21 protein-coding genes are annotated in these 25,222 nt (G+C 70.4%); 15 read left to right on the forward strand and 6 right to left on the reverse strand.

Features of this window, described 5'->3' with window-relative positions:
• Nucleotides 1–31 precede the first annotated feature (31 nt).
• The 4 genes from ACWD5F_RS22320 to ACWD5F_RS22335 all read left to right on the forward strand — a co-directional run bounded on the left by ACWD5F_RS22320 (nucleotide 32) and on the right by ACWD5F_RS22335 (nucleotide 6,828).
• The gene (locus ACWD5F_RS22320) at nucleotides 32–1,567 is read left to right on the forward strand and encodes a DUF4331 domain-containing protein (RefSeq protein WP_451256580.1); all 1,536 of its coding nucleotides are present in this window, start codon (nucleotides 32–34) and stop codon (nucleotides 1,565–1,567) included.
• 207 nt (nucleotides 1,568–1,774) lie between these two features.
• The gene (locus ACWD5F_RS22325) at nucleotides 1,775–3,475 is read left to right on the forward strand and encodes a tetratricopeptide repeat protein (protein WP_451256582.1); all 1,701 of its coding nucleotides are present in this window, start codon (nucleotides 1,775–1,777) and stop codon (nucleotides 3,473–3,475) included.
• Nucleotides 3,472–5,142: a nickel/cobalt transporter gene (locus ACWD5F_RS22330; protein ID WP_451256584.1), complete on the forward strand. Its 1,671-nt coding sequence runs from the start codon at nucleotides 3,472–3,474 to the stop codon at nucleotides 5,140–5,142. Before ACWD5F_RS22325 ends, ACWD5F_RS22330 begins: the two co-directional genes overlap by 4 nt.
• A 63-nt stretch (nucleotides 5,143–5,205) precedes the next feature.
• Entirely contained in the window at nucleotides 5,206–6,828 is a 1,623-nt protein-coding gene (locus tag ACWD5F_RS22335; RefSeq protein ID WP_451256586.1) for a protein kinase domain-containing protein, read from the forward strand.
• A gap of 33 nt (nucleotides 6,829–6,861) precedes the next feature.
• Here the strand turns inward: ACWD5F_RS22335 and ACWD5F_RS22340 are convergent, their stop codons facing one another.
• Nucleotides 6,862–7,668, reverse strand: coding sequence for an SGNH/GDSL hydrolase family protein (locus ACWD5F_RS22340; protein ID WP_451256588.1), 807 nt, complete (start codon nucleotides 7,666–7,668; stop codon nucleotides 6,862–6,864).
• A 315-nt stretch (nucleotides 7,669–7,983) separates the two neighbouring features.
• On the opposite strand from ACWD5F_RS22340, the gene ACWD5F_RS22345 reads away from it, so the two are divergent.
• From ACWD5F_RS22345 to ACWD5F_RS22370, 6 genes are all read left to right on the forward strand, one after another.
• Nucleotides 7,984–9,192, forward strand: a complete 1,209-nt coding sequence (locus ACWD5F_RS22345; RefSeq protein WP_451256590.1) for a S8 family peptidase — start codon at nucleotides 7,984–7,986, stop codon at nucleotides 9,190–9,192.
• Between the two features lie 200 nt (nucleotides 9,193–9,392).
• Nucleotides 9,393–9,821: a hypothetical protein gene (locus tag ACWD5F_RS22350; protein ID WP_451256592.1), complete on the forward strand. Its 429-nt coding sequence runs from the start codon at nucleotides 9,393–9,395 to the stop codon at nucleotides 9,819–9,821.
• Between the two features lie 368 nt (nucleotides 9,822–10,189).
• Entirely contained in the window at nucleotides 10,190–11,041 is an 852-nt protein-coding gene (locus tag ACWD5F_RS22355) for a glycosyltransferase family 2 protein (protein ID WP_451256594.1), read from the forward strand.
• A complete protein-coding gene (locus tag ACWD5F_RS22360) occupies nucleotides 11,038–12,054 on the forward strand; it encodes a glycosyltransferase family 2 protein (protein ID WP_451256596.1) in 1,017 nt (338 codons plus the stop codon). Before ACWD5F_RS22355 ends, ACWD5F_RS22360 begins: the two co-directional genes overlap by 4 nt.
• Nucleotides 12,047–12,847, forward strand: coding sequence for a polysaccharide deacetylase family protein (locus tag ACWD5F_RS22365; protein ID WP_451256598.1), 801 nt, complete (start codon nucleotides 12,047–12,049; stop codon nucleotides 12,845–12,847). The genes ACWD5F_RS22360 and ACWD5F_RS22365 overlap by 8 nt, the downstream gene beginning before the upstream one ends.
• On the forward strand, nucleotides 12,840–16,763 hold the full coding sequence (locus ACWD5F_RS22370) for a lipopolysaccharide biosynthesis protein (RefSeq protein WP_451256600.1): 3,924 nt from the start codon (nucleotides 12,840–12,842) through the stop codon (nucleotides 16,761–16,763). The genes ACWD5F_RS22365 and ACWD5F_RS22370 overlap by 8 nt, the downstream gene beginning before the upstream one ends.
• Before the next feature lie 68 nt (nucleotides 16,764–16,831).
• On the opposite strand, the gene ACWD5F_RS22375 is transcribed toward ACWD5F_RS22370, so the two are convergent.
• The gene (locus ACWD5F_RS22375; RefSeq protein WP_451256602.1) at nucleotides 16,832–18,256 is read right to left on the reverse strand and encodes a GH39 family glycosyl hydrolase; all 1,425 of its coding nucleotides are present in this window, start codon (nucleotides 18,254–18,256) and stop codon (nucleotides 16,832–16,834) included.
• A gap of 212 nt (nucleotides 18,257–18,468) precedes the next feature.
• On the opposite strand from ACWD5F_RS22375, the gene ACWD5F_RS22380 reads away from it, so the two are divergent.
• The gene (locus tag ACWD5F_RS22380; RefSeq protein WP_451256604.1) at nucleotides 18,469–19,563 is read left to right on the forward strand and encodes a DUF5925 domain-containing protein; all 1,095 of its coding nucleotides are present in this window, start codon (nucleotides 18,469–18,471) and stop codon (nucleotides 19,561–19,563) included.
• A gap of 121 nt (nucleotides 19,564–19,684) precedes the next feature.
• Here ACWD5F_RS22380 and ACWD5F_RS22385 read toward each other — a convergent pair whose 3' ends face one another.
• On the reverse strand, nucleotides 19,685–20,056 hold the full coding sequence (locus tag ACWD5F_RS22385; RefSeq protein ID WP_451256606.1) for a GntR family transcriptional regulator: 372 nt from the start codon (nucleotides 20,054–20,056) through the stop codon (nucleotides 19,685–19,687).
• A gap of 71 nt (nucleotides 20,057–20,127) precedes the next feature.
• Here ACWD5F_RS22385 and ACWD5F_RS22390 point away from each other — a divergent pair, with 71 nt between their 5' ends.
• Both ACWD5F_RS22390 and ACWD5F_RS22395 read left to right on the forward strand, forming a co-directional pair.
• On the forward strand, nucleotides 20,128–21,057 hold the full coding sequence (locus ACWD5F_RS22390) for an N-acetyltransferase family protein (protein ID WP_451256608.1): 930 nt from the start codon (nucleotides 20,128–20,130) through the stop codon (nucleotides 21,055–21,057).
• Nucleotides 21,038–21,538, forward strand: coding sequence for a DUF402 domain-containing protein (locus ACWD5F_RS22395; RefSeq protein ID WP_401727534.1), 501 nt, complete (start codon nucleotides 21,038–21,040; stop codon nucleotides 21,536–21,538). The genes ACWD5F_RS22390 and ACWD5F_RS22395 overlap by 20 nt, the downstream gene beginning before the upstream one ends.
• Before the next feature lie 32 nt (nucleotides 21,539–21,570).
• Here ACWD5F_RS22395 and ACWD5F_RS22400 read toward each other — a convergent pair whose 3' ends face one another.
• Nucleotides 21,571–22,173, reverse strand: coding sequence for a class I SAM-dependent methyltransferase (locus tag ACWD5F_RS22400; RefSeq protein ID WP_451256611.1), 603 nt, complete (start codon nucleotides 22,171–22,173; stop codon nucleotides 21,571–21,573).
• Nucleotides 22,174–22,313: 140 nt separating this feature from the next.
• Between ACWD5F_RS22400 and ACWD5F_RS22405 the strand changes: the two genes are divergently transcribed.
• Entirely contained in the window at nucleotides 22,314–22,448 is a 135-nt protein-coding gene (locus ACWD5F_RS22405; RefSeq protein ID WP_401727532.1) for a hypothetical protein, read from the forward strand.
• 18 nt (nucleotides 22,449–22,466) lie between these two features.
• Here the strand turns inward: ACWD5F_RS22405 and ACWD5F_RS22410 are convergent, their stop codons facing one another.
• Nucleotides 22,467–22,916 carry a GNAT family N-acetyltransferase gene (locus ACWD5F_RS22410; RefSeq protein WP_451256613.1) on the reverse strand — a complete coding sequence of 150 codons (450 nt, stop codon included), beginning with the start codon at nucleotides 22,914–22,916 and terminating at the stop codon, nucleotides 22,467–22,469.
• Between the two features lie 207 nt (nucleotides 22,917–23,123).
• Here ACWD5F_RS22410 and ACWD5F_RS22415 point away from each other — a divergent pair, with 207 nt between their 5' ends.
• Complete coding sequence (locus ACWD5F_RS22415) at nucleotides 23,124–24,176, forward strand: lytic polysaccharide monooxygenase auxiliary activity family 9 protein (RefSeq protein ID WP_451256615.1); 1,053 nt, start codon at nucleotides 23,124–23,126, stop codon at nucleotides 24,174–24,176.
• Nucleotides 24,177–24,235: 59 nt separating this feature from the next.
• On the opposite strand, the gene ACWD5F_RS22420 is transcribed toward ACWD5F_RS22415, so the two are convergent.
• A complete protein-coding gene (locus ACWD5F_RS22420) occupies nucleotides 24,236–25,111 on the reverse strand; it encodes an esterase/lipase family protein (RefSeq protein ID WP_451256617.1) in 876 nt (291 codons plus the stop codon).
• Nucleotides 25,112–25,222 lie beyond the last annotated feature (111 nt).

The raw sequence follows: 25,222 nt of genomic DNA on the forward strand, positions 1-25,222 counted from the left end.
GTCAGGCAAGTTGGCACTGAGGACGGACGGCATGACACCTATCTCCAGGAGCGGTGCGGGGCGCAGGAACATCGCGGCCCTCATATGCGGCGCGCTGGCCGCCGGGGGGCTCGCGGCCGCCGGTACGGCCGCGCTGGAACCGGGAGTGGCCTCGGCCTCCTCCCACCGGGAGGCGCCCCTGATCTCGGGGACTCCGCAGTACGACAACACGGACCTGTACGCGTTCGCGAGCCCCGACAAGGCGAACACCACGACGATCGTGGCGAACTGGATCCCGTTCGAGGAGCCCGCCGGCGGCCCGAACTTCTACCAGTTCGCGGACGACGCCCAGTACGACCTGCACATCGACAACAACGGTGACGCACTGGACGACCTGATCTTCCGTTACACCTTCAGCACGCAGATCAAGAACAAGAAGACGTTCCTGTACAACACGGGTCCGGTGACCAGCCTCACCGACCCCGACCTCAACATCACGCAGTCCTACGACATCGACCTGATCCGGCTGAAGCACGGCAAGCAGTCGTACAAGGCCCGGATCGCCGACGACATCCCGGCGGCCCCGTCGAACGTCGGCAAGGCGTCGATGCCGGACTACGCGAAGCTGCGCTCGCAGGCGATCTACAAGACCTCGCAGGGCGGCGCGACCTTCGCCGGCCAGGCCGACGACCCGTTCTTCGCCGACCTGCGCGTCTTCGACCTGCTGTACGGCGGCAACCTCTCCGAGGTCGGCAACGACACCCTCAAGGGCTACAACGTCAACACGATCGCCCTCCAGGTGCCGAACGACCTGATCCGGCAGTCGAAGTCCCGCCCGACCGTGGGTATTTACACGACGACCCAGCGCAGGAACGCGCAGGGCTACTACTCCCAGGTCTCGCGTCTGGGCAACCCGCTGGTCAACGAGGTCGTCAACCCGCAGAAGGACAAGGACAAGTTCAACGCGTCCCAGCCCAAGGACGACGCGCAGTTCCTCAAGAACGTGACCGAGCCGGAGATCCCGAAGCTCATCGAGGCGATCTACAAGATCAAGGCGCCGGCCGAGCCGCGCAACGACCTCGTCAGCGTGTTCCTCACGGGCGTCAAGGACCTCAACACCTTGCAGCCGTACGCGACTCCGTCGGAGATGCTGCGCCTGAACACGTCGATCCCGGCGACCAAGCACCCCAAGCGGCTCGGTGTCCTGGACGGCGACAACGGCGGCTTCCCGAACGGGCGTCGGCTCACCGACGACGTGATCGACGCCGCGCTCCAGGTCATGGAGGGTGAACTCGTCGGTTCCAAGAACGACCTGGGCGACGCGGTCGACAAGAACGACAAGGGCTTCGAGAACTACTTCCCGTACGTGGCCGAGCCGACCTCGGGTTCGCGCGGTCCGCTCGCCAAGGGCACCGCCAGCGGCACCGACGTCAAGAACCAGCTCGGTGACGCCCTGCAGCCGGCCGGTTCCTCCACCTCCGACAACACCGCGCTGATCGCCGGATCCGCCGGCGCCGGCGCGCTCGGTATCCTGCTGATCGGCGGCGGCCTGATGTGGTGGCGCCGGATGCGGGAGCGGGCGTACTAGGCCACTCGGCCACAACCCCCCATGGCCGGGCCGGGGTCACTGAACCCGGCCCTGGAGGTGGCGGATCGGGCGGCTCTTGAAGCGGTGCCGCCCGGTCCGCGAACCCCGGCCGACTCACGGACTGGCGCGGCCCGCTCGTACTCATCCCCCACGGCGCGGGCCGCGCCGCACGACTTCCGTTCACCGCATTCCGATCGAGGAGAGGGCATGGCCCCGCGTACGAACGACACCGAGCCGACGAGGACCGACGGCAGCGCGCCGCCCGCCTCTTCGGACCCCGAGGCCATGCCCACGAAGCCCGCCACCGGCGAGCCGGCACCGAAGGACACGAAGCCCGCGAGCGGCGACGCGACGCCGCCCTCGGACACGAAGGCGGCCGGCACCAAGGCCACGGCCACGGCCACCAAGATCGCTGCCACCAAGTCCGCAGGTATCAAGGCCACCGGCGCGAAGGCCGCCGCCACCAGGCAACGGCCCGTGCCCACCCTCCACTTGGTCTCCGCGGACTCCGTCAAGCTCGAGGCGTCCTCCGCCGCGACGGACGAGCGGGTCGCCGCCGTGCGGCGCGTGGGGGCCGTCGGACGGCGCTGGCGGGCGGCCCAACTCGGCGGTTCCGTCGTGCTGTTGGCCATCGCGCTCACCGCCGGTTCGATCGCGGTCGGAGCCATGCAGGACAGCGGCGGGACGACCGTCGCCGCCGCGCCGAGCGCCATGTCGCCGGCGCTCCTGTCCAGCGGTGACATCGACGCGACCATCACCTCGCTCCAGTCCCAACTGCGCTCGCAGCCCAGGGACTTCGGCAGCTGGGCCACCCTCGGACTCGCCTACGTGGAGCAGGCCCGCACCAAGGGTGACCCCTCCCGTTACCCGCAGGCCGAGAAGGCCCTGGCCCGCTCGCTCGAGGTGAAGCCCGGCAACGAGGCGGCCGTCACCGGCCAGGCGGCTCTCGCCGCGGCCCGGCACGACTTCAAGGACGCCCTGAAGTACGCCGACCAGGTCCTCAAGGAGAACCCCTACAGCGCGAACGCCCTCTCCTCGCGCATCGACGCCCTCGTCGAACTCGGCCGCTACGCCGACGCGTCGAAGGCCGCCGACATCGCCGACGCCCGCCGCCCGGGCGTCCCCGTCTTCACGCGGTACGCGTACGTGCACGAACTGCGCGGCGACGTGAAGACCGCCCGCCGGGTCCTGGAGCAGGCGCTGACCACCGCGACCTCCCCCGGCGACATCTCCTACGTGGCCGCCCAGCTCGGCCAACTCGCCTGGAACCAGGGCGACTACAAGAACGCGCTCACCTTCTACGCCCGCGCGCTGGCCGCCGACGAGAACTACCTCCCGGCCCTCGAGGGCCGCGCCCGCGCCCTGTACGCCACCGGCGACAAGGCCGGCGCCGTCAAGGGCATGGAGCAGGTCGTCGCCCGCTACCCGCTGCCCGGCCCGCTCGTCGAACTCGGCGAGCTCTACGAGGACCGCGGCGCCGAGGGCGACCGGATGAAGGCCGCCGACCAGTACGCCCTCGTCGGCGCCTGGGTCGCGCTGGCCCGCGCCAACGGCGTCAACGCCGACCTCGACACCGCGCTCGCCGCCGCGGACCACGGCGACAAGGCCGCGGCCCTGCGCGCCGCCCGCGCCGAATGGGCCCGCCGGCACACCGTGCACACCGCGGACGCCCTCGCCTGGGCCCTGCACGTCAACGGCCACGACGAAGAGGCCCTCCCGTACGCCCGGCAGGCCACGGCCACCGGCTACCGCAACGCCTCCTTCATCTACCACCGCGGCATGATCGAGCTGGCCACCGGTCACGCGAAGGACGGCCGCGCCCACCTGAAGGCGGCCCTGAAGCTGAACCCCGGCTTCTCACCCCTGGGCGCCCGCACGGCCCGTGAGGCACTGGAGGCGGCCAAGTGACACCCCGTCGTCTGTTCGCCTCCTGCACTGCCGTGTTCACGGCCGCGTGCGCGCTCGTGCTCCTCCCTTCCGGCGCCGCGAGCGCGCACCCCCTCGGCAACTTCACCGTCAACCGCTACGACGGACTCGTCGCCGCCCCGGGCCAGTTGCGCGTCGACCACGTCGAGGACCTCGCCGAGATCCCCGCCACCCAGGCCAAGCCGGACATCAAGCGGCTCGGCATGACCGAGTGGGCGCGGGAGCGGTGCGAGAAGGCGGCGGACGGCAGCAAGGTCACCGTCGACGGCCGCGCCGCCGACCTCACCGTCGGCACCAGCAAGGCGCGCGTGCGCCCCGGCCAGGCCGGCCTCGACACCCTGCGCGTGGAGTGCCGCCTCACGGCCCCGCTGCCCAAGGGCGAGACCGTCACCCTCGGCTTCCACAGCGCGGGTGCCACCTCCGGGCCCGGCTGGCGGGAGATCACCGCGCGCGGCGACCGGATGACGCTGACCGCGACGGACGTACCGAAGACCTCGGTCTCCCACGAACTCACCAGTTATCCCAAGGAGTTGCTCTCCTCCCCCGCCGACACCGCGACCGCGTCCCTGCGGGTGCGCCCCGGCGGACCGGCCCTGGCCGAGGACGACCAGGCCGCCCCCGGCGCCTCCGTGCTGCCGCGCGGCGCCGATCGCTGGACCCGCGCCCTGGACGACCTGGTGGCCCGGCACGACCTCACCGTCGGCTTCGCCGCGCTCGCCCTGCTCATCGCGGTCGTCCTGGGCGCGATGCACGCGCTCGCCCCGGGCCACGGCAAGACGCTGATGGCCGCCACGGCAGCCGCCCGCGGGGGCAAGGCCCGCCTCAAGGACGTGCTGCCCCTGGCGGCCTCGGTGACGGTCACCCACACGCTCGGCGTGGTCGCCCTGGGCCTCCTGGTCACGGCGGGCTCGGCGGCGACCCCCTCGGTGATCGCCTGGCTGGGCATCGCGAGCGGTCTCCTGGTCCTCTTCGCGGGCGCGACCCTCGTCCGCAGGGCCTGGCGCAGCCGCGTGCACAGCCGCAGCCACGACCACCCCCACCCGCACGAGCCCGCGGCCGAGAAGGTCGAGGAACGCGCCCTCGTCCTGGTCTCCGCGCACGCCGACACCACCACCGAGACCCACCCCCACGCACATCCCCATCCGCACACTCACGATCACCACGATCACAGCCACCACGACCACGACCACAGTCACCCCCACCCGCACCCCCATTCCCACGACCACCCGCATCGCCCTCACCCCGCCCCCGACTCCCCCCTCGAACACAGTCACGGCGGTTTCACCCACACGCACGCCATCGCCCCCACCGTGCGGGGGACGATCCTGCTCGGCTTCGCCGGGGGGCTCGTGCCGAGTCCGTCCGCCGTCGTCGTGCTCGTCGGCGCGATGGCGCTCGGTCAGGCCTGGTTCGGGCTGCTGCTCGTCGTGGCCTACGGCGTGGGGCTCGCGCTGACCCTGACGGCGGCGGGATTCGCCGTCGTCAAGCTGGGTACCGGAATGACTCGGGTGCTGGACAGGCGCCCGCGCCTGACGAGCCATCCGATGACGACCCTGGTCCGCAGGTCCGCGCCGCTGATGTCGGCGTTGCTGGTCGTGGCACTCGGGGCCGGATTGGTGCTCAAGGGGGCGGCATCCGCACTCGGCTGAGCTACTTTTGGGCACAAATGACGCGGAGTGGAGACATCGCGCGGATGCTATGGGGGGACGCCCGTGTCCGAAGAACCGGGCAGTGAACGTGTGATCGCCGGCCGCTACCGGCTTCTGTCGCCCCTCGGTGAGGGCGGGATGGGAACCGTGTGGCGCGCCCGCGACGAGCTGTTGCACCGCGAGGTCGCCGTCAAGGAGGTGCGCGCGCCCGCCGGGCTGCCGAACTCGGAGATCTCGCGGATGTACGCCCGCCTGGAGCGGGAGGCGTGGGCCGCGGCCCGGGTCGCCAACCGCAACGTCGTCACCGTGTACGACGTGGCGATGCAGGACGACCGGCCGTGGATCGTGATGGAGCTGGTGCGAGGCATCTCGCTGGCCGAACTCCTGGACATCGAGGGCCCGTTGAGTCCGCAGCGCGCCGCGCACATCGGTGCCGAGGTGCTGGCCGCGCTGCGGGCGGCGCACGCGGCCGGGGTGCTGCACCGGGACGTGAAACCGGCCAACGTGCTGATCTCGAACGACGACCGGGTGGTCCTCACCGACTTCGGCATCGCCATGGTCGAGGGAAGTTCGGCGCTGACCATGACCGGCGAGGTCATCGGCTCGCCCGAATTCCTCGCGCCGGAGCGGGCGTTGGGCCGCACCCCGGGTCCCGAGTCGGACCTGTGGTCGCTGGGTGTGCTGCTGTACGCGGCCGTCGAGGGCAACTCGCCCTTCCGGCAGGCCACTCCGCTCAACACCCTGCGTGCGATCGTCGACGAGGAGCTGCCGTACCCGCACCGGGCCGGTCCGCTCGCGCCGGTGATCGAGGCGCTGTTGCGCAAGGACCCGGCAGAGCGGCTGCCGGCCGAGCAGGCGGAGCGGGATCTGCGGATCATCGCGGCGGGCGGCACGGTCGACGCCCCCATGGCGCAGGCGCCCGTGTATCCGCCGACGACCATCGGCTATCCGTCGCAGGAGTCGTCGACGCCGTCCCAGCCGTATACGGCCGCCACCCCGACGCAGCCCGTGCCCGGGCCGGGGCGCACCACGACCTCGCCGGCCACACCGCCGGAGCGCAATCGCGGGGCCGCCGTCGCGCTGATCGTGGGCGCGGTCGTCCTGGCGCTGGCGCTGGCCGGACTGACGTACGCGCTGCTGAACAACGGTGACGGCGACGGGGGTTCGGCCGACTCGGGGGCCAGCACCAAGACCGGGGGCGGTACCTCGCAGAGCGCCACGGCCACCGATTCCGGTGACGACGAGGAGAGTTCCTCGCCGAGCGCGAGCAAGAGTTCGTCGAGCCCGTCCGCCCAGCAGTCGGTGCAGGTCTCGCTCGAGGGGGCCAACACCGACTACTCCGGGAGCTGTCCGCCGCCGAGCGCGCAGGCGCCCACGTTCACGGCGACGATCACGGTGGGGAAGCTGCCGGCGCAGGTGAGCTATCGGTGGGTGTCCGCGGACGGGCAGGTCATGGACGACGGGTGGAAGACCCTGTCCTTCCCCGAGGGCGGCGGGAAGACCAAGCAGGACAAGGCGTTCGTGACGACGTACGACAGCACGGGGACGTTCCGGAACTCGATCAGTGTCGAGGTGCGCTCGCCGGTGGAGAAGAAGTCCGACTCGGTGCCGTTCACGGTGACCTGTGTGGCGGAGACCCCGTCGGGCGGAGCCTCCGCCAGTACGTCCGAGTCGCCGGACCAGTGACGGCCGGGACGCGGGGTCAAGAGGCGGAACCGGTCAGGCGGCGCTGTTCAGTACGGGCAGATAGCCGCCGGACTGGCCGGCCGCGGTGGGGTGGTACGAGGTCGAGATGCTCAGCAGGTTGAGGCTGTGCAGCCAGGCGCTGCCGGAGCAGAGCTCGTGCCCGGTGAAGGTGGCGCGGACGTCGCCGAAGGTGAAGCCGTGGTTCGCGGCGGCCTTGTTGATGGCGGTGTCCAGATAGTCGGCCGCGCCGTTGATCGCGCTCCGCTTGGTCCCGGAGAGCCCGACGCAGGTGGTGCCGAGCTTGTAGAAGCGGGGGTAGCCGATGACGACCACGTGCGCGTTGGGCGCCTTGTCGCGGATCGCCGTGTAGACGGTGTCGAGTTGCTTCGGGAGCGTGGAGTCGACGTACGCCTTCGCGGTCTTGATCCGCGAGAGGCAGGAGCTGTCGGACTGGAGCACACAGGTCGTCATGACGTCGGCGAAGCCCGCGTCATTGCCTCCGACGGTGATGGAGACAAGGCTCGTGGCCGTGCTGAGCGGACCCAGCTGGCCGGAGAGAACATCACCCGTACGAGCGCCCGAGCAAGCGGTGAAGTCGAACTTCGAGGGTGAATGGGCGGCGGCCCACAGGTAGGGGTACGCCTTGGTGCTGCGATCGCAGTCGCCGCTGGATCCGATGTAGCTGCCTGCTCCGACCCCGGAGGAGTAGGAGTCACCGAGGGCCACATAGCCCCCGGCGGCGGCGGTTTGGGACGCCTGCGCCGCGACTGCCCCGGTGAGGGCCGTACCGGCGGCGAGGATGGTGGAGATCACGAAGACCGCAATTCGGGAACGTCTCATGGAACCTCCCTTTAGCAGGATCTCTGCCGTAACCGTCGTACCAACTACGCGCATCGACGGGAAGTGCTCATGTCAAGACTTTCCCGCTGGTACCGACACCCACCCTGTGTGTTCGCCATGCGTTTGATTACGTGCCCATGACAGATTTGTTGACAGGCTTTCAACTCCCTTGTTCTACGCACGTAGATGGTCGACGCTTTACGCAGCCTTGAACGGGAACGCGACGTTCCGGGCCGTGTGCGCGACGACGCGCGCACCCCCCACAGTCGCGCGCCCGACCCAGGCGCGCGCAGCCTGGAGGAGGACTCCCTCGTAATGGCACAACTGCGTAGCAAGAAGCTCCGGTTCGCGGCCGTCACCGGCCTCGCGACCGCCGCCCTCGTCGGCGGGCTCACCGCACTGCCCGCCCAGGCCGCCCCGGCCGAGGGCAAGGTCCTTTCGGCCGGTTCCCCCACCGCGGTCAAGGACAGCTACATCGTCACGCTGAAGAAGACCGCCGGCCTCAAGGCGGCCTCGACGGCGGGCAAGGGGCTGATCAAGGAGTACGGCGGCACGGTCAGGAAGACCTTCGACACCGTGCTCAACGGCTACTCGGCCACCCTGACGGCGACCGAGGCGAAGAGACTCGCCGCCGACCCGTCGGTGGCCTCGGTCGAGCAGAACCAGCGCTTCCAGCTGGCCGACACCACGCAGTCCAGCGCTCCTTGGGGCCTGGACCGCATCGACCAGGCCGCGCTGCCGCTGTCCGGCACCTACACCTACCCGGACACCGCGGGCGCCGGCGTGACGGCGTACGTCATCGACACCGGCGTGCGCATCACCCACACCCAGATCAGCGGCCGGGCCTCCTACGGCTACGACGCGGTCGACGGCGACACCACCGCCTCCGACGGCAACGGCCACGGCACGCACGTGGCCACGACCATCGCGGGCACGACCTACGGCGTCGCCAAGAAGGCGAACATCGTGGCGGTCCGGGTGCTCGACAACAGCGGCTCCGGCACCACCGCGGGTGTCATCGACGGCATCGAGTGGGTCACCGAGAACCACACCACCCCGTCCGTCGCCAACATGTCGCTGGGCGGCTCCGCCTCCACCACCCTCGACACCGCGGTCGCCAACTCCATAGCCAGCGGCGTCACTTACGCGGTCGCGGCGGGCAACAGCAGTGCCAACGCCTCCTCCTACTCCCCGGCCCGTGTCGCCACCGCGATCACGGTCGGCGCGACCACGAGCGCCGACGCCCGGGCGAGCTACTCCAACTACGGTTCGGTTCTGGACATTTTCGCCCCGGGTTCGTCGATCCTGGCGGGCTACAACACCAGTGACACGGCCACCGCCACGCTCTCCGGTACGTCCATGGCGACCCCGCACGTCGCGGGCGCAGCGGCCGTCTACCTCGCGAGCCACACCTCGGCCACCCCGGCCGCGGTCGCCACGGCCCTGGTGAACGGCGCCACGTCGAACGTCGTCACCAGCGCGGGCACCGGCTCGCCGAACAAGCTCCTCAAACTCGTCCCGTAACACCGCACCGCAGTACCCGAACGACCGTTCCCCGGAGGCAGCCGGCGCCTCCGGGGAACGCGTATGCGGGGCCGCAGGGTACAGAGGTATTCAGGGGCTGCCCAAGGAATGACGTGAACACCTTGCGCATCTTGACGCCCCGTCTAGTACTGCGCGACATTGAAGCCCGGCATCCGGCGTGCTGGGGGGCATAGTCGCCAATGCAGACCATCCGTCTCAAAAGAACGTCGACCGACGGCACCGAGCGAGCGCGACCTGGTCCGGGGAGGGACCTGACACCGCTGCTCGCGGGAGCCGCCACGGCCGTGGGGGGATTCGGCGCGCTGCTCGCGCTGACCGATACCGACTCACCTCTGCGCGGCCCGCTCACCCTCTTCTTCCTGCTCGCCGCTCCCGCCACGGCCATCGCCGTGGCGCTGCGCGGGCTGGAGCCCTTCGGCCGCGTGCTGACCTCGATCGCCGGCGCGATCGTGGTCAACATGCTTGTGGCCCAAGGGATGTTGGCCGTACACCGATGGTCCGTCCGCGGCGGTGTCGTCGCGGTGACCGTGATCAGTTTGCTGGTGTTCGCACCGGTGCTTGCCCGACGGTTGTACGGACGTTCGGAAACACTGGACAAAGTTCAGTAACGGTCAAACCAACAAAAACGTGAGGCCACGTTCCAGGTCTTGCCATACAGGTTCAATCATCAATACCGTCGTACATCTCACCCGCATCGGTCCATCATCTAGCGGCTCTAGGGGAGGGCTCAAGGACCGCGATGGAGCCCGGCGCGGGGCGCGGTAGGGGGGTGCCGTGCTCGGTGACCGCTTTTCACCGAGTCGTGCCGCGCGACCGGTTGCCGTTTTTCCGGCAGGCGGCCAGTTTTGCCAGCTCGCCCGGCATGTTCGGAGACCCATTCGGCATGTCGCAGGGGTGAGAACCCCCCTTTCGAACCGGACACGAAACCGGGCCGCCCTTGGGGCGGGCGGTCCACCGGACGAGAGGGACCAGACTCATGAGTTCTGTTCTGCGGCCGGCGACCACGGATCACGGTCCGTCAGCAGCCAGCAAGTACCGGCCGATCTCTTCTCACCTGGCCATCGCGCCACCGGTGAGTGTGGTGATCCCTGCCATGAACGAGGCGGAGAATCTCCCGTACGTCTTCAAGACCCTTCCTGACTGGATACATGAAGTGGTCCTTGTGGACGGCAACTCCACCGACGACACCGTCGAGGTGGCGCGCGGCCTGTGGCCGAACGTCAAGGTCGTCGAGCAGCGTGGCAAGGGCAAGGGGGACGCACTGATCACCGGGTTCGAGGCGTGCAGCGGCGACATCATCGTGATGGTCGACGCGGACGGCTCGGCCGACGGCAACGAGATCGTCAGCTATGTCTCCGCGCTGGTCTCGGGCGCGGACTTCGCCAAGGGGTCCCGCTTCGCCAACGGCGGCGGCACCGACGACATGACGTTCATCCGCAAGCTCGGCAACTGGGCACTGTGCACCATCGTCAACCGCAAGTTCGGCGCCCGCTACACCGATCTCTGCTACGGCTACAACGCGTTCTGGCGGCACTGCCTCGACAAGATCTCCCTGGACTGCACCGGTTTCGAGATCGAGACCCTGATCAACATCAGGGTGGTCAAGGCCGGGCTCAAGGTGCAGGAGATCCCCAGCCACGAGTACCTCCGTATCCACGGCACCAGCAATCTGCGGGCCGTGCGGGACGGGATCCGGGTGCTCAAGGTGATCCTCAAGGAGCGCTCCAACCGGCGTGAACTGCGCCGCCAGGAGCACCACTCCCCGATGCTCGCCGCCGTCGAGCCTGCCCCGGTCCCGCTCGACTCGGTCCAGGGAGAGGTGTCTTGAGCGATCTCGACATCTCCGTCGTGATCTGCGTCTACACCGAGGACCGCTGGGAGGACATCCTCGCGGCGGTCTCCTCGGTGCGTACGCAGTCGCACCCCGCGCTGGAGACCCTGCTGGTCGTCGACCACAATCCGGCTCTGCTGGACCGACTGACGAAGGAATACAAGGAGTTCGAGCAGTCCGGTGAGGTCCGCGTGTTCGCCAACGCGGGCCCCCGCGGCCTGTCCGCGGGCCGCAACACCGGCATCGCGGCCTCGCGCGGCGAGGTGATCGCCTTCCTCGACGACGACGCGGTGGCCGAACGCGACTGGCTGCGCCGCTTCGCCGAGGGCTACGCCGACCCGCGGGTGATGGCCGTCGGCGGCCGTACGATGCCGATCTGGGCGTCGGGGAGGCGTCCGGCGTGGTTCCCGGAGGAGTTCGACTGGGTGGTGGGCTGCACGTACAAGGGGCTGCCGCCGGGCCGGGTCCGGGTCCGCAACGTCCTCGGCGGCAACGCCTCGTTCCGGCGTACGGCGTTCGACGCGGCGGGCGGTTTCGCGACCGGCATCGGCCGCGACGGCGACAAGCGCCCGCTGGGCTGCGAGGAGACGGAACTGTGCATCCGCCTCACCCGCGCCAGGCCCGACGCGGTGCTGCTGATCGACGACCGTGCGGTGATCCACCACCGGGTGCCCGACGCGCGCGAGCACTTCGGGTACTTCCGCACGCGTGCCTACGCCGAGGGTCTGTCGAAGGCTCTGGTCGCGCGAAGTGTGGGCGCGGACAAGGGACTTGAGTCCGAACGCCGGTACGCGACCCGGGTGCTGCCGGCCGGTGTGGCCCGCGGGCTGCGGGACGCCGTGCTGGCGCGGCCGGGCGGCGCGGGCCGGGCGGGCGCGATCGTCGCGGGCGTGCTCACAGCGGCCGGCGGCTACGTGGTGGGCAGTGTCCGGGCCCGCAAGGGGGGCGCCACGTTCTCCGTGGTCGAGATCGAGGGAGAGCGCACGACCGAGGGGGGCTCTCGTGGTTGAGACACCCGTACCGGTCCTCATGTACCACTCGGTCGCCACCTCGCCGAACGACGCCACCCGCGAACTGTCGGTCGCCCCCGAGGCGTTCACCGAACAGATGGCGCTCATCGGCGACTTGGGGCTCGCCCCGGTCAACACGGCGGAGCTGGCGGCATGTTGGCGCACCGGCCGCCCGCTGCCGCCGCGTCCCGTGCTGGTCACCTTCGACGACGGCTACGAGGGCGTGCACCGGCACGCGCTGCCCGTGCTCGCCAAGCACGGCTTCGCGGCCACCGTCTTCGTCTCCACCGGCTGGATCAGGGGCGCCCACGACACCGGGGGCGGCCTGGACCTCATGCTCGACTGGGACCAGGTCCGCGAACTGGCCGCCACCGACGTGGAGATCGGCGGCCACAGCCACACCCACCCGCAGCTCGACCAGCTCGACGACGAGACACTGCGCCATGAGCTGATCCACTGCAAGGAGATCGTCGCCGACGAACTGGGCACCGTCCCGGCCTCGTTCGCCTACCCGTACGGCTACTCCAGCCGCCGGGTGCGCCGGGCGGTGCGCGAGACGGGCTACGCCCAGGCGCTCGCCGTCGGCAACGACCTCGCGCGCCGCCGCCAGGGTCCGTACGCCCTGCGGCGGGTCACCGTGCGCCGCACCACCGGGATCGAGGAGTTCGAGCGGCTGGTCGAGGGCCGCGCGATCGCCCGTACCTTCGCCAGGGACCGTGCCCTCACCAAGGGGTACGCCATGGTCCGCAGAGCACGACAGGTCCGCCGGAAGGCCATCCGTTCCCGTGTCTGACACGACGACCACGACCGAGGCAGAGCCCACCACCCAGGCGCCCGAGCAGTCGCGGCGCCGGCTCCGGCTGCCCGGCATGGGCAGGTCCAAGGGCGGCAACCAGCTGTTCCGCAACGCCTACGCCCTGATGCTCAACACCGGCATCTCCGCCGTGCTCGGCCTCGGCTTCTGGCTGGCCGCGGCCCGCTACTACTCCGAGTCCGCGGTCGGCCAGGGCTCCGCCGCGATCGCCGCGATGAAGTTCCTCGCGGGCCTGACCGCGGTGACCCTGACCGGCGCCCTGGCCCGCTTCATCCCGGTCGCCGGACGGGCCACCGGACGCCTCATCTTCCGTACGTACGCGGGCAGTTCGCTGATCGTGGCGTGCGCGGCCGGGATCTTCCTGCTCACCCTGAACATGTGGGGTCCCTCGTACCGCTTCCTGCACGGGCCGCTCACCGCTGTCGGGTTCGTCGTGGCCGTCGTCGCCTGGAACCTGCTCACCCTCCAGGACGGGGTGCTGACCGGACTCAGGAGCGCGCCCTGGGTGCCGGTGGGCAACACCGTGTTCTCGGCAGTGAAGTTGGGGCTGTTGGTGGCGCTGGCGACGACGCTCGCCACGAGCGGTGTCTTCGCCTCCTGGGTCGCCGCGATCGCCTTCTCCGTGGTGCCGCTGGGCTGGCTGGTCTTCCGGCGCCTGGTGCCGCGGCACATCAAGGCCACCGAGGAGCGGGCCAAGCCGCCGACGCTGAAGGAGATCGGCAGGTTCCTCGCCGGCGACTACACCGGTTCGCTGTTCTCGCTCGCCGTCGTCTATCTCATCCCGGTGATCATCGCCTCGCAGGTCAGCTCCGAGGACAACGCGTACTTCTACATCACCACGACGATAGGCGGCACGGTCAACCTGCTCGCCATCAACATGGGCGCCTCGCTGACCGTCGAGGGCTCGCACGACCCGGCCCGGCTGGCCTCCAACACCCGTGCCGCGCTGCGGCGGATGGCGCGGATCATGCTGCCGATCTGCGGGCTGCTGTTCATCGGGGCGCCGTGGATCCTCGGCGTGTTCGGCGCGGGCTACGCGGACGCGGCGACGCCGCTGCTGCGCTGGTTCGCGGTCGGCGCGGTGCTGCGGGTCGTCATGGAGACGTACTTCGCGGTGCTGCGCGCGCAGAGTCGTACCGCCGGACTCGCCTGGCTGCAGGGCCTGTTGTGCGTGCTGGTGCTCAGTCTGACCCTGCTCCTGCTGCCCCGGATGGGCCTCACCGGCGCGGGTGTCGCCGAGATCTCCTCGCTCGCGGTGATCGTCCTGATCGCCGCGCCGAAGCTGTACCGCGTCCTCAAGGCCGCGCCCGCCGCCGCCGTCCCCGAGGACGCGGCACCCGACGGGGACCTCGCCGACCTGGGCGCGCGCGAGGTGCCGTCCACCGACCAGCCGCGCCGGCGCGGACCGGCCTGGGCGCTGGACAGCGACACCCTCGCGCTCGGCATCCTCGTCGACTTCGACCACCAGGAACGCCGTCCCGACGTACGGCCGGGGCCGGGCGCCCCGCCCACCGGCCTCCCCGCGGTACGCCCCGTACGCGCCGACCACCGGCCGACCTGGGCGAAGAACCCCGAGGTCGGGCTGCCCGTGGAGGAGCGCGAGCCCGGCTCGGAGGCTTCCCTGGGACCGTCCGAGGTGGAGGTGGACGCCCCGTTCGAGGCGGAGTTCGAGGCCGACTTCGCCTCAAGCCCGGACACGGACACCGACACCGACCCCCACACGGACACCGACACCGACGCTGATCGGGACTCGGGTTCGGGTTCAGGTTCCGGGGGCGTACGAGCGGTGGCCGCATCGGTCGTACGACACGACCCGCCCGTACGCGAAGAGGTACCCGAGCCCGTCGCGCCGCCGCCGGCCCTGTCGTTGCGCGAGCGGCTGCAGCCCACCCGCTTCGGGGTCGTGCTCGGCTGTCTGCTGGTCTCCGCGCTGCTGCTGTACTGGGTGCCCGCGGCCCGGCTCGACGACGCGGACCTGGACCGGATGGGCGGTCTGGGGCTCATCTCGGTGCTGCCGCTGCCGACGCTGGTCGGGGCCGCGCTGCTGGTCGCGGTGTTCGCCTCGCTGCTGTGGCTCGGCCGGGAGCACAAGACGCTGCTGCTGATCACCCTGCTGGCGACCGTGGTGTCCCTGCACGCGCTGCCCGCGGTGATCGAGAGCGAGCCGCGCTTCCCGACCGCCTGGCAGCACCTCGGCTTCCTCGACTACATCGACCGCACCGGCTCGGCCGTGCCCGACCTGGACGCGCGCTGGAGCTGGCCGGGCTTCTTCGCGGTGACCGCGTTCGTCGCGAAGGCGTGCGGGGTCGATGACCTCACCGAGGTCATCCGCTGGTGGCCGACCGCGATCGAACTCCTCTATCTGGCCCCGATGTTCCTGCTGGTGCGCTCGATGCGGGCGAGCTGGCGGGCCAAGTGGACCGGCATCTGGATCTTCGCGCTGAGCAGTTGGGTGGGTCAGGACTACTTCTCCCCGCAGGGCTTCACGTACTTCCTCTATCTGCTGTTCGTGGCGATCCTGCTGGTCTGGTTCCGCGCGCCGCGCGTGATCTGGGCCAAGGCGCGCCCCGGCGAGGCGGAGGTGGAGCCGACCGACCGGCGACAGAAGGCCGTTCTGCTCGCCGTCCTGATCGGCCTGTACGCGGCGAGCGTCCCGGCCCACCAGCTCACGCCGTTCATGATGCTGGGCGTCCTGGCCGTGCTCGTGCTGATCGGCAAGTCCGAACTGCGCGGCCTGCCCATCCTGTTCGGCGTACTGGTCACGGTCTGGCTGGGCTTCATGGCCGAGCCGTACTGGTCCGGGCACTTCCAGGACCTGTTCGGCGGGGTCGGCGGGGTCGGCGGCAATGTGTCCTCGTCGGTCTCCGGCCGTATCGAGGGCGGCAGTTCGACCCACAAGCTGGTGCTGTACGTGCGCGTGCTGCTGGCCGGCGGTGTGATGGCCTTCGCCTGCTGGGGCTGGTGGCGCCGGCGCGACCACAAGTACCGCGAGCGCTCGCTGCTGGTCCTCACCTTCGTCCCGTTCCTGGGCTTCGGCATGCAGTCGTACGGCGGCGAAATGGCGCTGCGCGTCTTCATGTTCGCGGTGCCGGGGGCGGCCCTGCTGGCCGGTCTCGCTTTCTTCCCGCGCACCGGCGTCACCGCCGAGGAACGGGACAAGGACCGGGTGAGCCTGGCCCCGCTGGCCGCCCTGATGGCGGGTCTGCTCCTCATGGGCGGCTTCCTGGTGGCCCGTTGGGGCAACGAGCCGTTCGAGCGGGTGCGCCCCGGCGAGGTCGCGGCGATGGACTACGTCTACGCCCACGACAAGCCGACGGCACGCCTGCTGTGGCTGACCAGCGACCCGGTGAACGACGTGACACCGGCGATGCCGTGGGGCGCGAAGGACATGGAACGGGTCGACTATCTGCCGACGCTGGCGCCGGCCGACCCGGTGCTGGTGTCAGGGCTGGTCAAGGCGCTCAAGGACGCGGGCCCGAACTCGTATCTGATGATCAATGTCAGCCAGATCAGGTACCTCCAGCTGGACGTGGGCTATTCGGCCAGCTGGGAGCCCCGGCTGATCCGGAACCTGGACCAGCGCACGGAGCTCAAGAAGGTCCTGGTCAACGACGACGTCACCATGTACTCGCTCAAGAAGCAGCCGGCGGGCGCGGTGCCGAAGCCGGATCCGGGCCCGATCGGACCGCAGATCACCTGGACGCCGTGGTCGATCGTCGGCGGCCTGGCCGCTCTTGCCCTGATCGTGCTGCTGACGGCCCGCGAGGTGGTCCGGGTCGCGGTGCGGCCGAGCGTGCGTCAACTGCGGTGGCTGCAGAGCAGTTTCTGGTTCTCACTGCCGCTGCTGGCGGTGTTGCTGGCCTCGCTGATCCAACGGTTCCTGACGATGAAGTAGCGATGAAGGAGCATTGAAGCAGCGGGCGCACGAGAAGTGGCTCACATGGTCGACCGGCCTCAACGGGCCTACCTGGTGAGCCACTTCACTTCGTAGGCCTGCATCTCGAACTGCTTCCCGTCCACCTTCGCGCTGATCGACCGGTTCAGGGTGTTGACCACCAGGACCGCCTTGTCGGTCGCCAGGACACGGACGTTGGGTACGTCGTCGGCGGCCACGGAGACGGTGTCGTACGTCGTCCCGGGCCCGAACTCCTGGTTGAAGCGGGCGATCAGGTCGAACATGGGCAGCTTCTTGCCGCCGGCCGCGCCGTCGGTCGGTGTCCACAGACAGCCGGGGCAGTCGGTGCCCTTCTCGTCCTCGGGGTTCCAGTAGAAGCCGGAGGAGGCACCGCCCTTGACCATGGCGATCATTCCGGCGGCCTGGACGGCGACGCGGCGGTTCTCGGACCAGCCTCTGCGTTCGTCCTTGCCGTCGGCGGGTTCGACGTAGTACTCGGCCCACCACAACGGCAGCTTGTCGCCGGTCTGTTGGCGCACCCACTTGCCGACGGCCGTGAACTTGTCGGTGGCCGCGAACTCGTTGGGCAGCAGCTCGTCGTCGTTGGTGTAGCTGGAGCCGTCGACGACGACGAAGTCGGCGCCCGCCCTGTGCTTGTTCCAGTAGTCGAAGGCGTCCAGGACCCGCTGGTCCATGGCGCCCCAGGGCCCCTTGAACGTCGAGGAGGCCTCGCTCGCGCGCGGGTCGACGCTGTCCATGACCAGGTAGGGCCCGCCCACCATGATGTCCTTGTCGACCTTCTTCAGCGCCTTGTAGACCAGGTTGTAGAGCTTGGTGTATCCCTCGTAGTCCCAGCGGCCCTGGGAGTCGTTCCAGAAGCCCTTGAACTCGTTCCAGACGACGAAGTGATGGACGTCCGGGTAGCGCTTGGCGACGGTCGCGGCGAGCGCGGCGAAGTCGGCGAAGTGCGCGGGCTGCGGGGCGGTCTCCAGAGAGGCCTGGCTCCAATTGGTGTTGTTCACACCGGCCTTGCCGCCCTTCATCCAGTCCGGCGAGCAGCACAGGGTGACCACCGGGGTGCCGCCGGACTTGCGGATGAAGTCGATGCGGCGGTCCATCGCGCCGAAGTCGTAACGCCCCTTCACCGGCTCGGGGTTGTCCGCGCCCCAGCCCATGATCGCCTGGTCCTGCGGCATACCGCCGGCGTCGGAGATCAGCCCCTCGACCTGCTCGGTGGCCGCGGAACTGCCCTCGTCGGCACTGAACTGGGTGTGTGTGAAACCCCAGCCGACCTCAGGTCGGTCCTGGTCGGGCGGGGTCGCCGGAGTGCCGTGCACGGTGTCGCCGTTGCGCGAGGTGCCGGCCGTGCTCGCGCCGCCGTCCGGCAGCGTGTTGATCAGCGTCACGATGAGGGCCAGTGCGGCCACGCCCACGCCCAGCAGCGCGGTGAGCCGCCACCGCCCCGCCCCCGAAGTCCACCCATGACGTCCCATTGAGGGCAACAGTAACCAAGGGCGTCCCCGATCGGGCAGGTGTTGTGGCTGCACAGCTCTGTAACAGGACGGAAGGGACACGGGGGAGATACCGCGCGGACACCCCGGGGACACAACACGGACACAACCGGATCAAGCGGCCTCCGCCGACACACCCGACGCACTGCGGAAAGCGGGTGCACCGGACGCCCCGGTGTCGGATCATGGACGCCATGTCTGCCAACCCACACGACGCTCTGCCGATCCGGCTCAACGTAGACGACAGCGACTCACCGTCCGACGTCGTCGACGCGCTGTTCCTCGGCCGCTTCGCGACGGGCGAGCAGCCGTACTCGCACGCGGCCAACATCGACCGCGTACGCACGGGTGCCACGCTGCTGCCGGCCGGCGCCCGGGTGCTGCGCGTCGCCCGCGACGACGACCGCAGCGCGACGCTGGCGGAGGGCGACGGCTGGACCCTGCTCGTCTCCCGCTGGAACCGGGGCGCCGACGTCACGGTCACCGCGACCACCGCCGACCTGGCCGAGAAGGTCCTCGACCAGGCCACGGACGGCGCGGCGGACGAGCCCGAACCCCAGCCGGAGAACGTGACGATGGGGTTCTGGTACGTCTCCCCCAGGCGCGGCCCGCACCGCACCACCCGGCAGATCTCCGCCGGCACCTGGGACGAGGTACGGGACAACTACACGGCGCCGGTGGCGGACGCGATGGACCACCTGATGAAGACGACCCCGGAGGACATCGCGGGCCGGCTCCTGCTTTTGCACGGCCCGCCCGGCACCGGCAAGACCTCCGCCCTGCGCACCCTCGCCCGGTCCTGGCGGGACTGGTGCCAGGTGGACTGCGTCCTCGACCCCGAGCGCCTCTTCTCCGACGTCGGCTATCTGATGGACATCGCGATCGGCGAGGAGGACGGCACGGGCAAGGGCCGCTGGCGCCTGCTCCTCCTGGAGGACTGCGACGAACTGATCCGCGGCGAGGCGAAGCACACGGCGGGCCAGGCGTTGTCGCGCCTGCTGAACCTGACGGACGGCCTCCTCGGCCAGGGCCGCAACGTCCTGGTCGGCGTGACGACCAACGAGGACCTGGAGCGCCTCCACCCGGCCGTCGTCCGCCCCGGCCGCTGCCTCGCCCGCATCGAGGTCGGCCCCTTGACCCGCGGCGAGGCGGTCACCTGGCTCGGCACGGAGGAGGGCGTGGGCAGAGAGGGCGCGACCCTGGCAGAGCTGTACGCCCTGCGCCGCGGGACGTCTCCGACGTCGGTGCCGGAACCCCGCGAGGGAGCGGACGCGGGTCTGTACCTGTAGCCGGTCGTACCGGCGGGCGAGCGGCCCTGCCCTCTCCCGCCGCTCCCCTCCTTCTACGCCGCTCCTTCTTTTCCGCCGCGACGGCGATCAGCCACAGCGACGCACTCCGGCGGTGCCGAACTCACCCCACGCCGTAGGCAGCCCGCAGGGCATCCCGCACGGCGGCCAGCGCATCCCCCTCAGCCAGCCCAAGACGCCGAACCCGATCGACGTAAGCCTGAGCAGCCGACGCCGCCTCCCGCTCAGCGGCCGAGCCGGCGGCAGCCACGAACGTTCCGTTGCGCCCCCGCGTCTCGATCACCCCGTCCGTCTCCAGCGCCCGGTACGCCTTGGCCACCGTGTTCGCCGCGAGCCCCAGCGACTCGGCAAGACCCCGCACGGTCGGCAGCCGGTACCCCACCGGCAGCACCCCCGCCCGCGCCTGTTCGGAGATCTGCGACCGCACCTGCTCGTAGGGCGCGGCACTGTCGTCGATGTGGATCTTCAAGGTCACGCAGCGATTGTCCCGCACCCACCCGAAAATAGGAGGCACCGGGTCGCCTCCGGCCCGTAGCGTTCGCCGTCATGACTGTGACCGTGCGCGACCTCCGCACCGACGTGCCGGCCGAGGTGGCGGAGTTCTCCGACATCCGCCACCGGGCACTCCCCCACATCCTGTGGACCCCGGAGGCCATCCTCCACAACCTGACCCACACGCCCCCGGCCGCCCGCAACCGCTCCCTCGTCGCGGAGCAGGACGGCGAGTTGATCGGCACGGCGCAGGTGGGCCTCGCCCACGAGAGCCCCGAGCCGGGCCAGGGGTATCTCAACATCTACGTCCACCCGGACCGCACCCGTCGCGGCGCCGGCACGCTCCTGGTAAGCGCCGCCGAGGAGCACCTGGCCACGAACGGGGCGACGAAGCTGTACGCCTGGGTCGTCGACGCGCCGGCCAACCGCGCGTTCGCCGAGCGCCGCGGCTACCGCGCCAGCCGCTCGGCCCAGTTCCTCCGCCTCGACCTGGTGAACGGCACCCTGCCGCCCCGCCAGGACCTCCCCGCCGGCGTCGAACTGCGCACCGGCGCCGACTACGCGGACGACCCGCGCCCGGTGTTCCGGCTCGACGCGGAGACGATGGCCGACGAACCGAGCGACGTGGACGTCGCGTTCACGGACTACGAGGCCTGGCTCGCGGAGACCTGGCGGCACCCGCAGTTCAGCCCCGAGCTGACCTCGGTCGTCCTGGTCGACGGCCGCCCCGCCGCCTTCACCCTGGCCCGCACCGACGGCGGCACCCGCTACGGCACCGCGATGACCGGCACCTCCCGCGACTTCCGCGGCCGCGGCCTGGCCAAGCTCGCCAAGAACGACTCCCTGCACCGCGCCCGCGCCGCCGGGTACACGGAGGCCCTCACGGGCAACGACACCGGCAACGAGCCGATGCTCGCGGTCAACAAGTGGTTCGGATACGAGGTCTGTGGGACGGAGGTGCGGTATGTCCGCGAACTCGGCTGACCCTGCACGGTGGTTGGACGTCGTGCTCGTCAAGGCGGGCCGCACGAAGATCCGTTACGCCGCCGAGCTGCTCGGCGACGACGGCAACCGGATCGCCGTACGCGCCCCCTGGGCCGGCGAGGGCGTGCGCGACTTCGGCTTCGTCCGGTTCGAGAAGGGCGATGTCTTCACCGAGTACTACTGGCGCGACCGCTGGTACGCGGTGAAGGAGGTCCGCGATTCCTCGGGTGCGGTGAAGGGCTGGTACTGCGACATCACCCGCCCCGCCGTGCTCTCCGGTGCCGAACTGGTCGTCGAGGACCTCGACCTGGACCTGTGGCGCTCGGCCGACGGCAGGGACGTACGCCGTCTGGACGAGGACGAGTTCGCGGAGAGCGGTCTCACGGAGTCGGATCCCGAGGCCGCTGCCGCCGCCGTGGCCGCGCTGGACGAACTGGAACGCGTCGCCGTCGAGGGCGACTTCGAAGCGCTGCTGGTCTGAAGCCGCTCGCCGGGTGTGACCGCTCCGGCGTCTCACACCACGGCCACCACCACGTACCGCTCGTCCGCCACGTCCCTCCCCCACAGCTGCGCGTCCTGCGACAGCCGCTCCACCCGGACCTGTCCGGCGAGCGGTGCCACCAGGCCCTCGAGCCGGTCGGCGGGTATGCCGACCGGGCTGACCGTGCCCCACACGCCCTCGATCAGCACGAGCCGGCCGCCCGGGCGCAGCAGCCCCCGCCAGTGCCGCAGGGCCCGGCCGGGGTCGGGCAGCGTCCACAGCACGTGCCGGACGAGCACGGTGTCGTAGAGCTGCTCACCCACCGGTGGTGTCGCCGCGTCACCGAGGAGGAACACCGCGTCACGTCCGGCGAGCTTCGCCCTGGCGAGGTCGACCATGGCCGGGGACGAGTCCACGCCGGTGACGCGGTGTCCCTGCTCGGCCGCGAGGAGCGACAGGCTGCCGGTGCCGCAGCCGAGGTCGAGGACGTCGGAGGAGCGCGGGGGCAGCCAGTCGCGCAGCCGCTCGGCCCAGGCGGCGCGCACCACGGGGTCGCGCAGCCCGTGGTCGGGCTCCTGGTCGAAGCCCGCGGCCTCGGCGTCCCAGTCCACGGGGAAACCCTCGTCGTTCGTCATGCGCCCAAGAGTGACACCCGCCACTGACAACCGAATCGTGACAGCCGCCACTGACAGACCCGGAGCGATGAGTCACCCTCCCGGGAAAGGTCTACCAACGTGAGAACACGGGAAATCGGTAGGCATCGAAGGAGGCAGCCATGCGCCGGACGACTGTGCAGAAGCCCCTGAAGAAGACAGACGCCCGCAGGGTGCGCGAAGAGGCCGACGAGCGTCCGGCCGGGCGCCCCGAGGTCCGAAAGGACATCGCGCGCACATGGTGGCCCGACGGCTGACCGGGCAGGTCAGACCAGTCAGCCCAGGCGCTTGCGGTAGTGGACGCGGTCGTAGATCCCGTCCGTGCGCCGCTCCACGACCTCGTATCCGTAGCGCGGATAGATCTTCTGGTTCTCCCACATCATCGCGTTGGTGTAGAGCCTGACCTCGGCCAGACCGAGTTCACGCGCGCGTGCGTCCACGAAGCGCAGGAGCCGTCGCCCCACGCCCTTGCCGTGCGCGTCGGGGTGGACGGCGATGCTGTCGAGGAACAGATGGTCGTCGTACGCCTCCAGCACGACCAGGCCGACGACGGGCTCCCCCGTCACGAACACCTTCCCCGCGCCCACGTTCGCCGCGTGGTCCGCCTCCATGGGCTGCGGCGCGCGTCCGATGCGCTCGATGTAGGGCCGGTAGGCGGCATCGGTCACGGCCCGCACGGCCGCCACGTCGGCGGCGACGGCCCGCCGGATCTCATCGCTTCCCATGCCGCGCACGGTACCTACCTGATCTCAGTCTGAGCACTCCCTTAACGCCGCCATAAGGATCTCCTCCCCCCGCCTTCAGCAGGCGATTCAACGGTCCCTTGGGGCTAGCTTGCTGATCGCCCCCCACGGGATCCCGCCCACCGGATCGTCACGGAGTCCGTGGGCGGGATCCACCCCCGAGTCGTGGACCGTTCCGAGGAGTTCGTCATGCCCGCACGCCGCCGCAAGGTCGCCACGCTCGCCGTCCTCGGCGCGACTCCGCTGGCGCTGACCGCCCTGGCCACCGCCCCGGCGTCCGCGCACGGCTCGATGGGCGACCCGGTCAGCCGGGTCGCGCAGTGCTACGCGGAGGGTCCCGAGAGCCCGAAGTCGGCCGCGTGCAAGGCGGCGGTCGCGGCGGGTGGCACGCAGGCGCTCTACGACTGGAACGGCATCCGGATCGGTGACGCGAACGGCAAGCACCAGGCGCTGATCCCGGACGGCAAGCTGTGCAGCGCGAACAACGAGGAGTTCAAGGGCCTCGACCTGACCCGCGCCGACTGGCCGGCGACGAGCGTGCGCAGTGGCTCGTACACCTTCAAGTACCGCGTGACCGCGCCGCACAAGGGCACGTTCAAGGTGTACCTCACGAAGGCCGGCTACGACCCGGCGCGGCCGCTGGCCTGGGGCGACCTGGACCTGGCGCACCCGGTCGCGACGGCCACCGACCCGGTCGCGGCGGGCGGCTTCTACACCTTCTCCGGCACCCTCCCCCAGCGCTCAGGCAAGCAGCTCCTGTACGCGGTCTGGCAGCGCTCGGACAGCCCGGAGGCGTTCTACTCCTGCTCGGACGTGACGTTCGGCGGAAGCGACACCGGAAGCGGCGGCGGTACGCCGACCAGCGCGTCGCCCGCCCCGCCCGCCCCGCCTGCTCCGACCGCCTCCTCCCCCTCCGACGAACAGATCGCGGACGGTGCCGACAAGTCGACGGTCGAGCACCACGGGCACGGCGACGACGACCCGAGCACCTCGGCGCAGCCGACCGAGGAGGCGACGGAGAACGGCGCCAACTCCGCGAACGGGAATGCGGAGCCGGCCGCGGCCAACGAGCCGAAGACGGCGGGCAGTTCGGAGTCGACGAACCTCGCCGAGACCGGGAGCGACGACAACACCCCCTTCCTCGCCATGGGCGGCGCCGCGGCCCTGGCACTCGGCTCGGCGACCCTCTTCGCCACGATCCGCCGCCGGGCGACCGGCGGCGGACGGCACGGCCGCTCGTAGCGGTCGTACGGGTGCGGGGTCTGTCCGGCGGCTCAGGTCGGACAGACCCCGCGCGTGCCTCAGCCGAGGACCGCGGAAGCGCAGGTGGTGGCGGTGGCGTGGGCCGGGTCGAGCGCGTTGGTGACCTCGTGGAAGGCGATCCGGTCGGTCAGCCCGAGCAGGGCGTGCTCGGAGAGGTCGAGCGCGCACAGGTTCTGGATCAGGACGTTGTGGACGTCGGATCCGCTGAGGAACTGGCTCTGGTACGGCGTCACCACCTCGTCGTACTTGGTGGCGATGACGGTGTAGTGGACGCCGGGGACGGTGTCGCCGCCGGCGTTCAGCTTGGTCAGGAAGGCGGAGCCGACGATCTGGTCGGCCAGCGCGGGCGTGGCCGTGGAGATCAGGTCCTGGGCGCCGGGGAAGTACGGCAGCAGGTTGGTCAGTCCGTCCAGGTCGGTGCCGTGGTTGTCGGGCGCGATGCCGACGAGGGCGTTCACCTTGGCGGCGCCGCCGAGGAACTTGAGGTAGTAGCGGGGCATCATGCCGCCCTGCGAGTGACCGACGAGGTCGGCCTTGGCCTTGCCGGTGGCGGCGAGCACCTTGTCGACGAAGGTCGCGAGCTGCTCGGCCGACTTGTCGATGGGGCCGAGGCCGTATACGAGGGGGACGCCCGGCAGTTGGCCGTAGTCGAAGGAGAAGACGCAGTAGCCGCGGTTCTCCAGGTACGGCGCGAGGGCCAGCCAGTTGTCGACGGAGTTGGCGAAGGTGCCGTGGACCAGGACGACGGGGCGCGGATGGGTGCTGGAGGGCTTGCAGGAGTAGTCGTTCCAGCCGCTGTGGGGAGCGGCGGATTCGTCGGCGGCCTGGGCGGCGGTAGCGGTGGGGACGACGGCGACCACGGCTGTCAGCAGCAGCGGGGCGAGTGGTCTGAGCAGTCGTTTCCAGGGCAGCATCGTGTGATCTCCTTGCGGCTCAAGGGATGTGCGACGGCCTTACGCCCTGTGATCCGGATCACAAAGAATGCTGTTCACTCGTCAAGTTACGGGCGAGTAGTGCAACTGTGA

This window comes from Streptomyces sp. NPDC002499 (genome assembly GCF_053595415.1).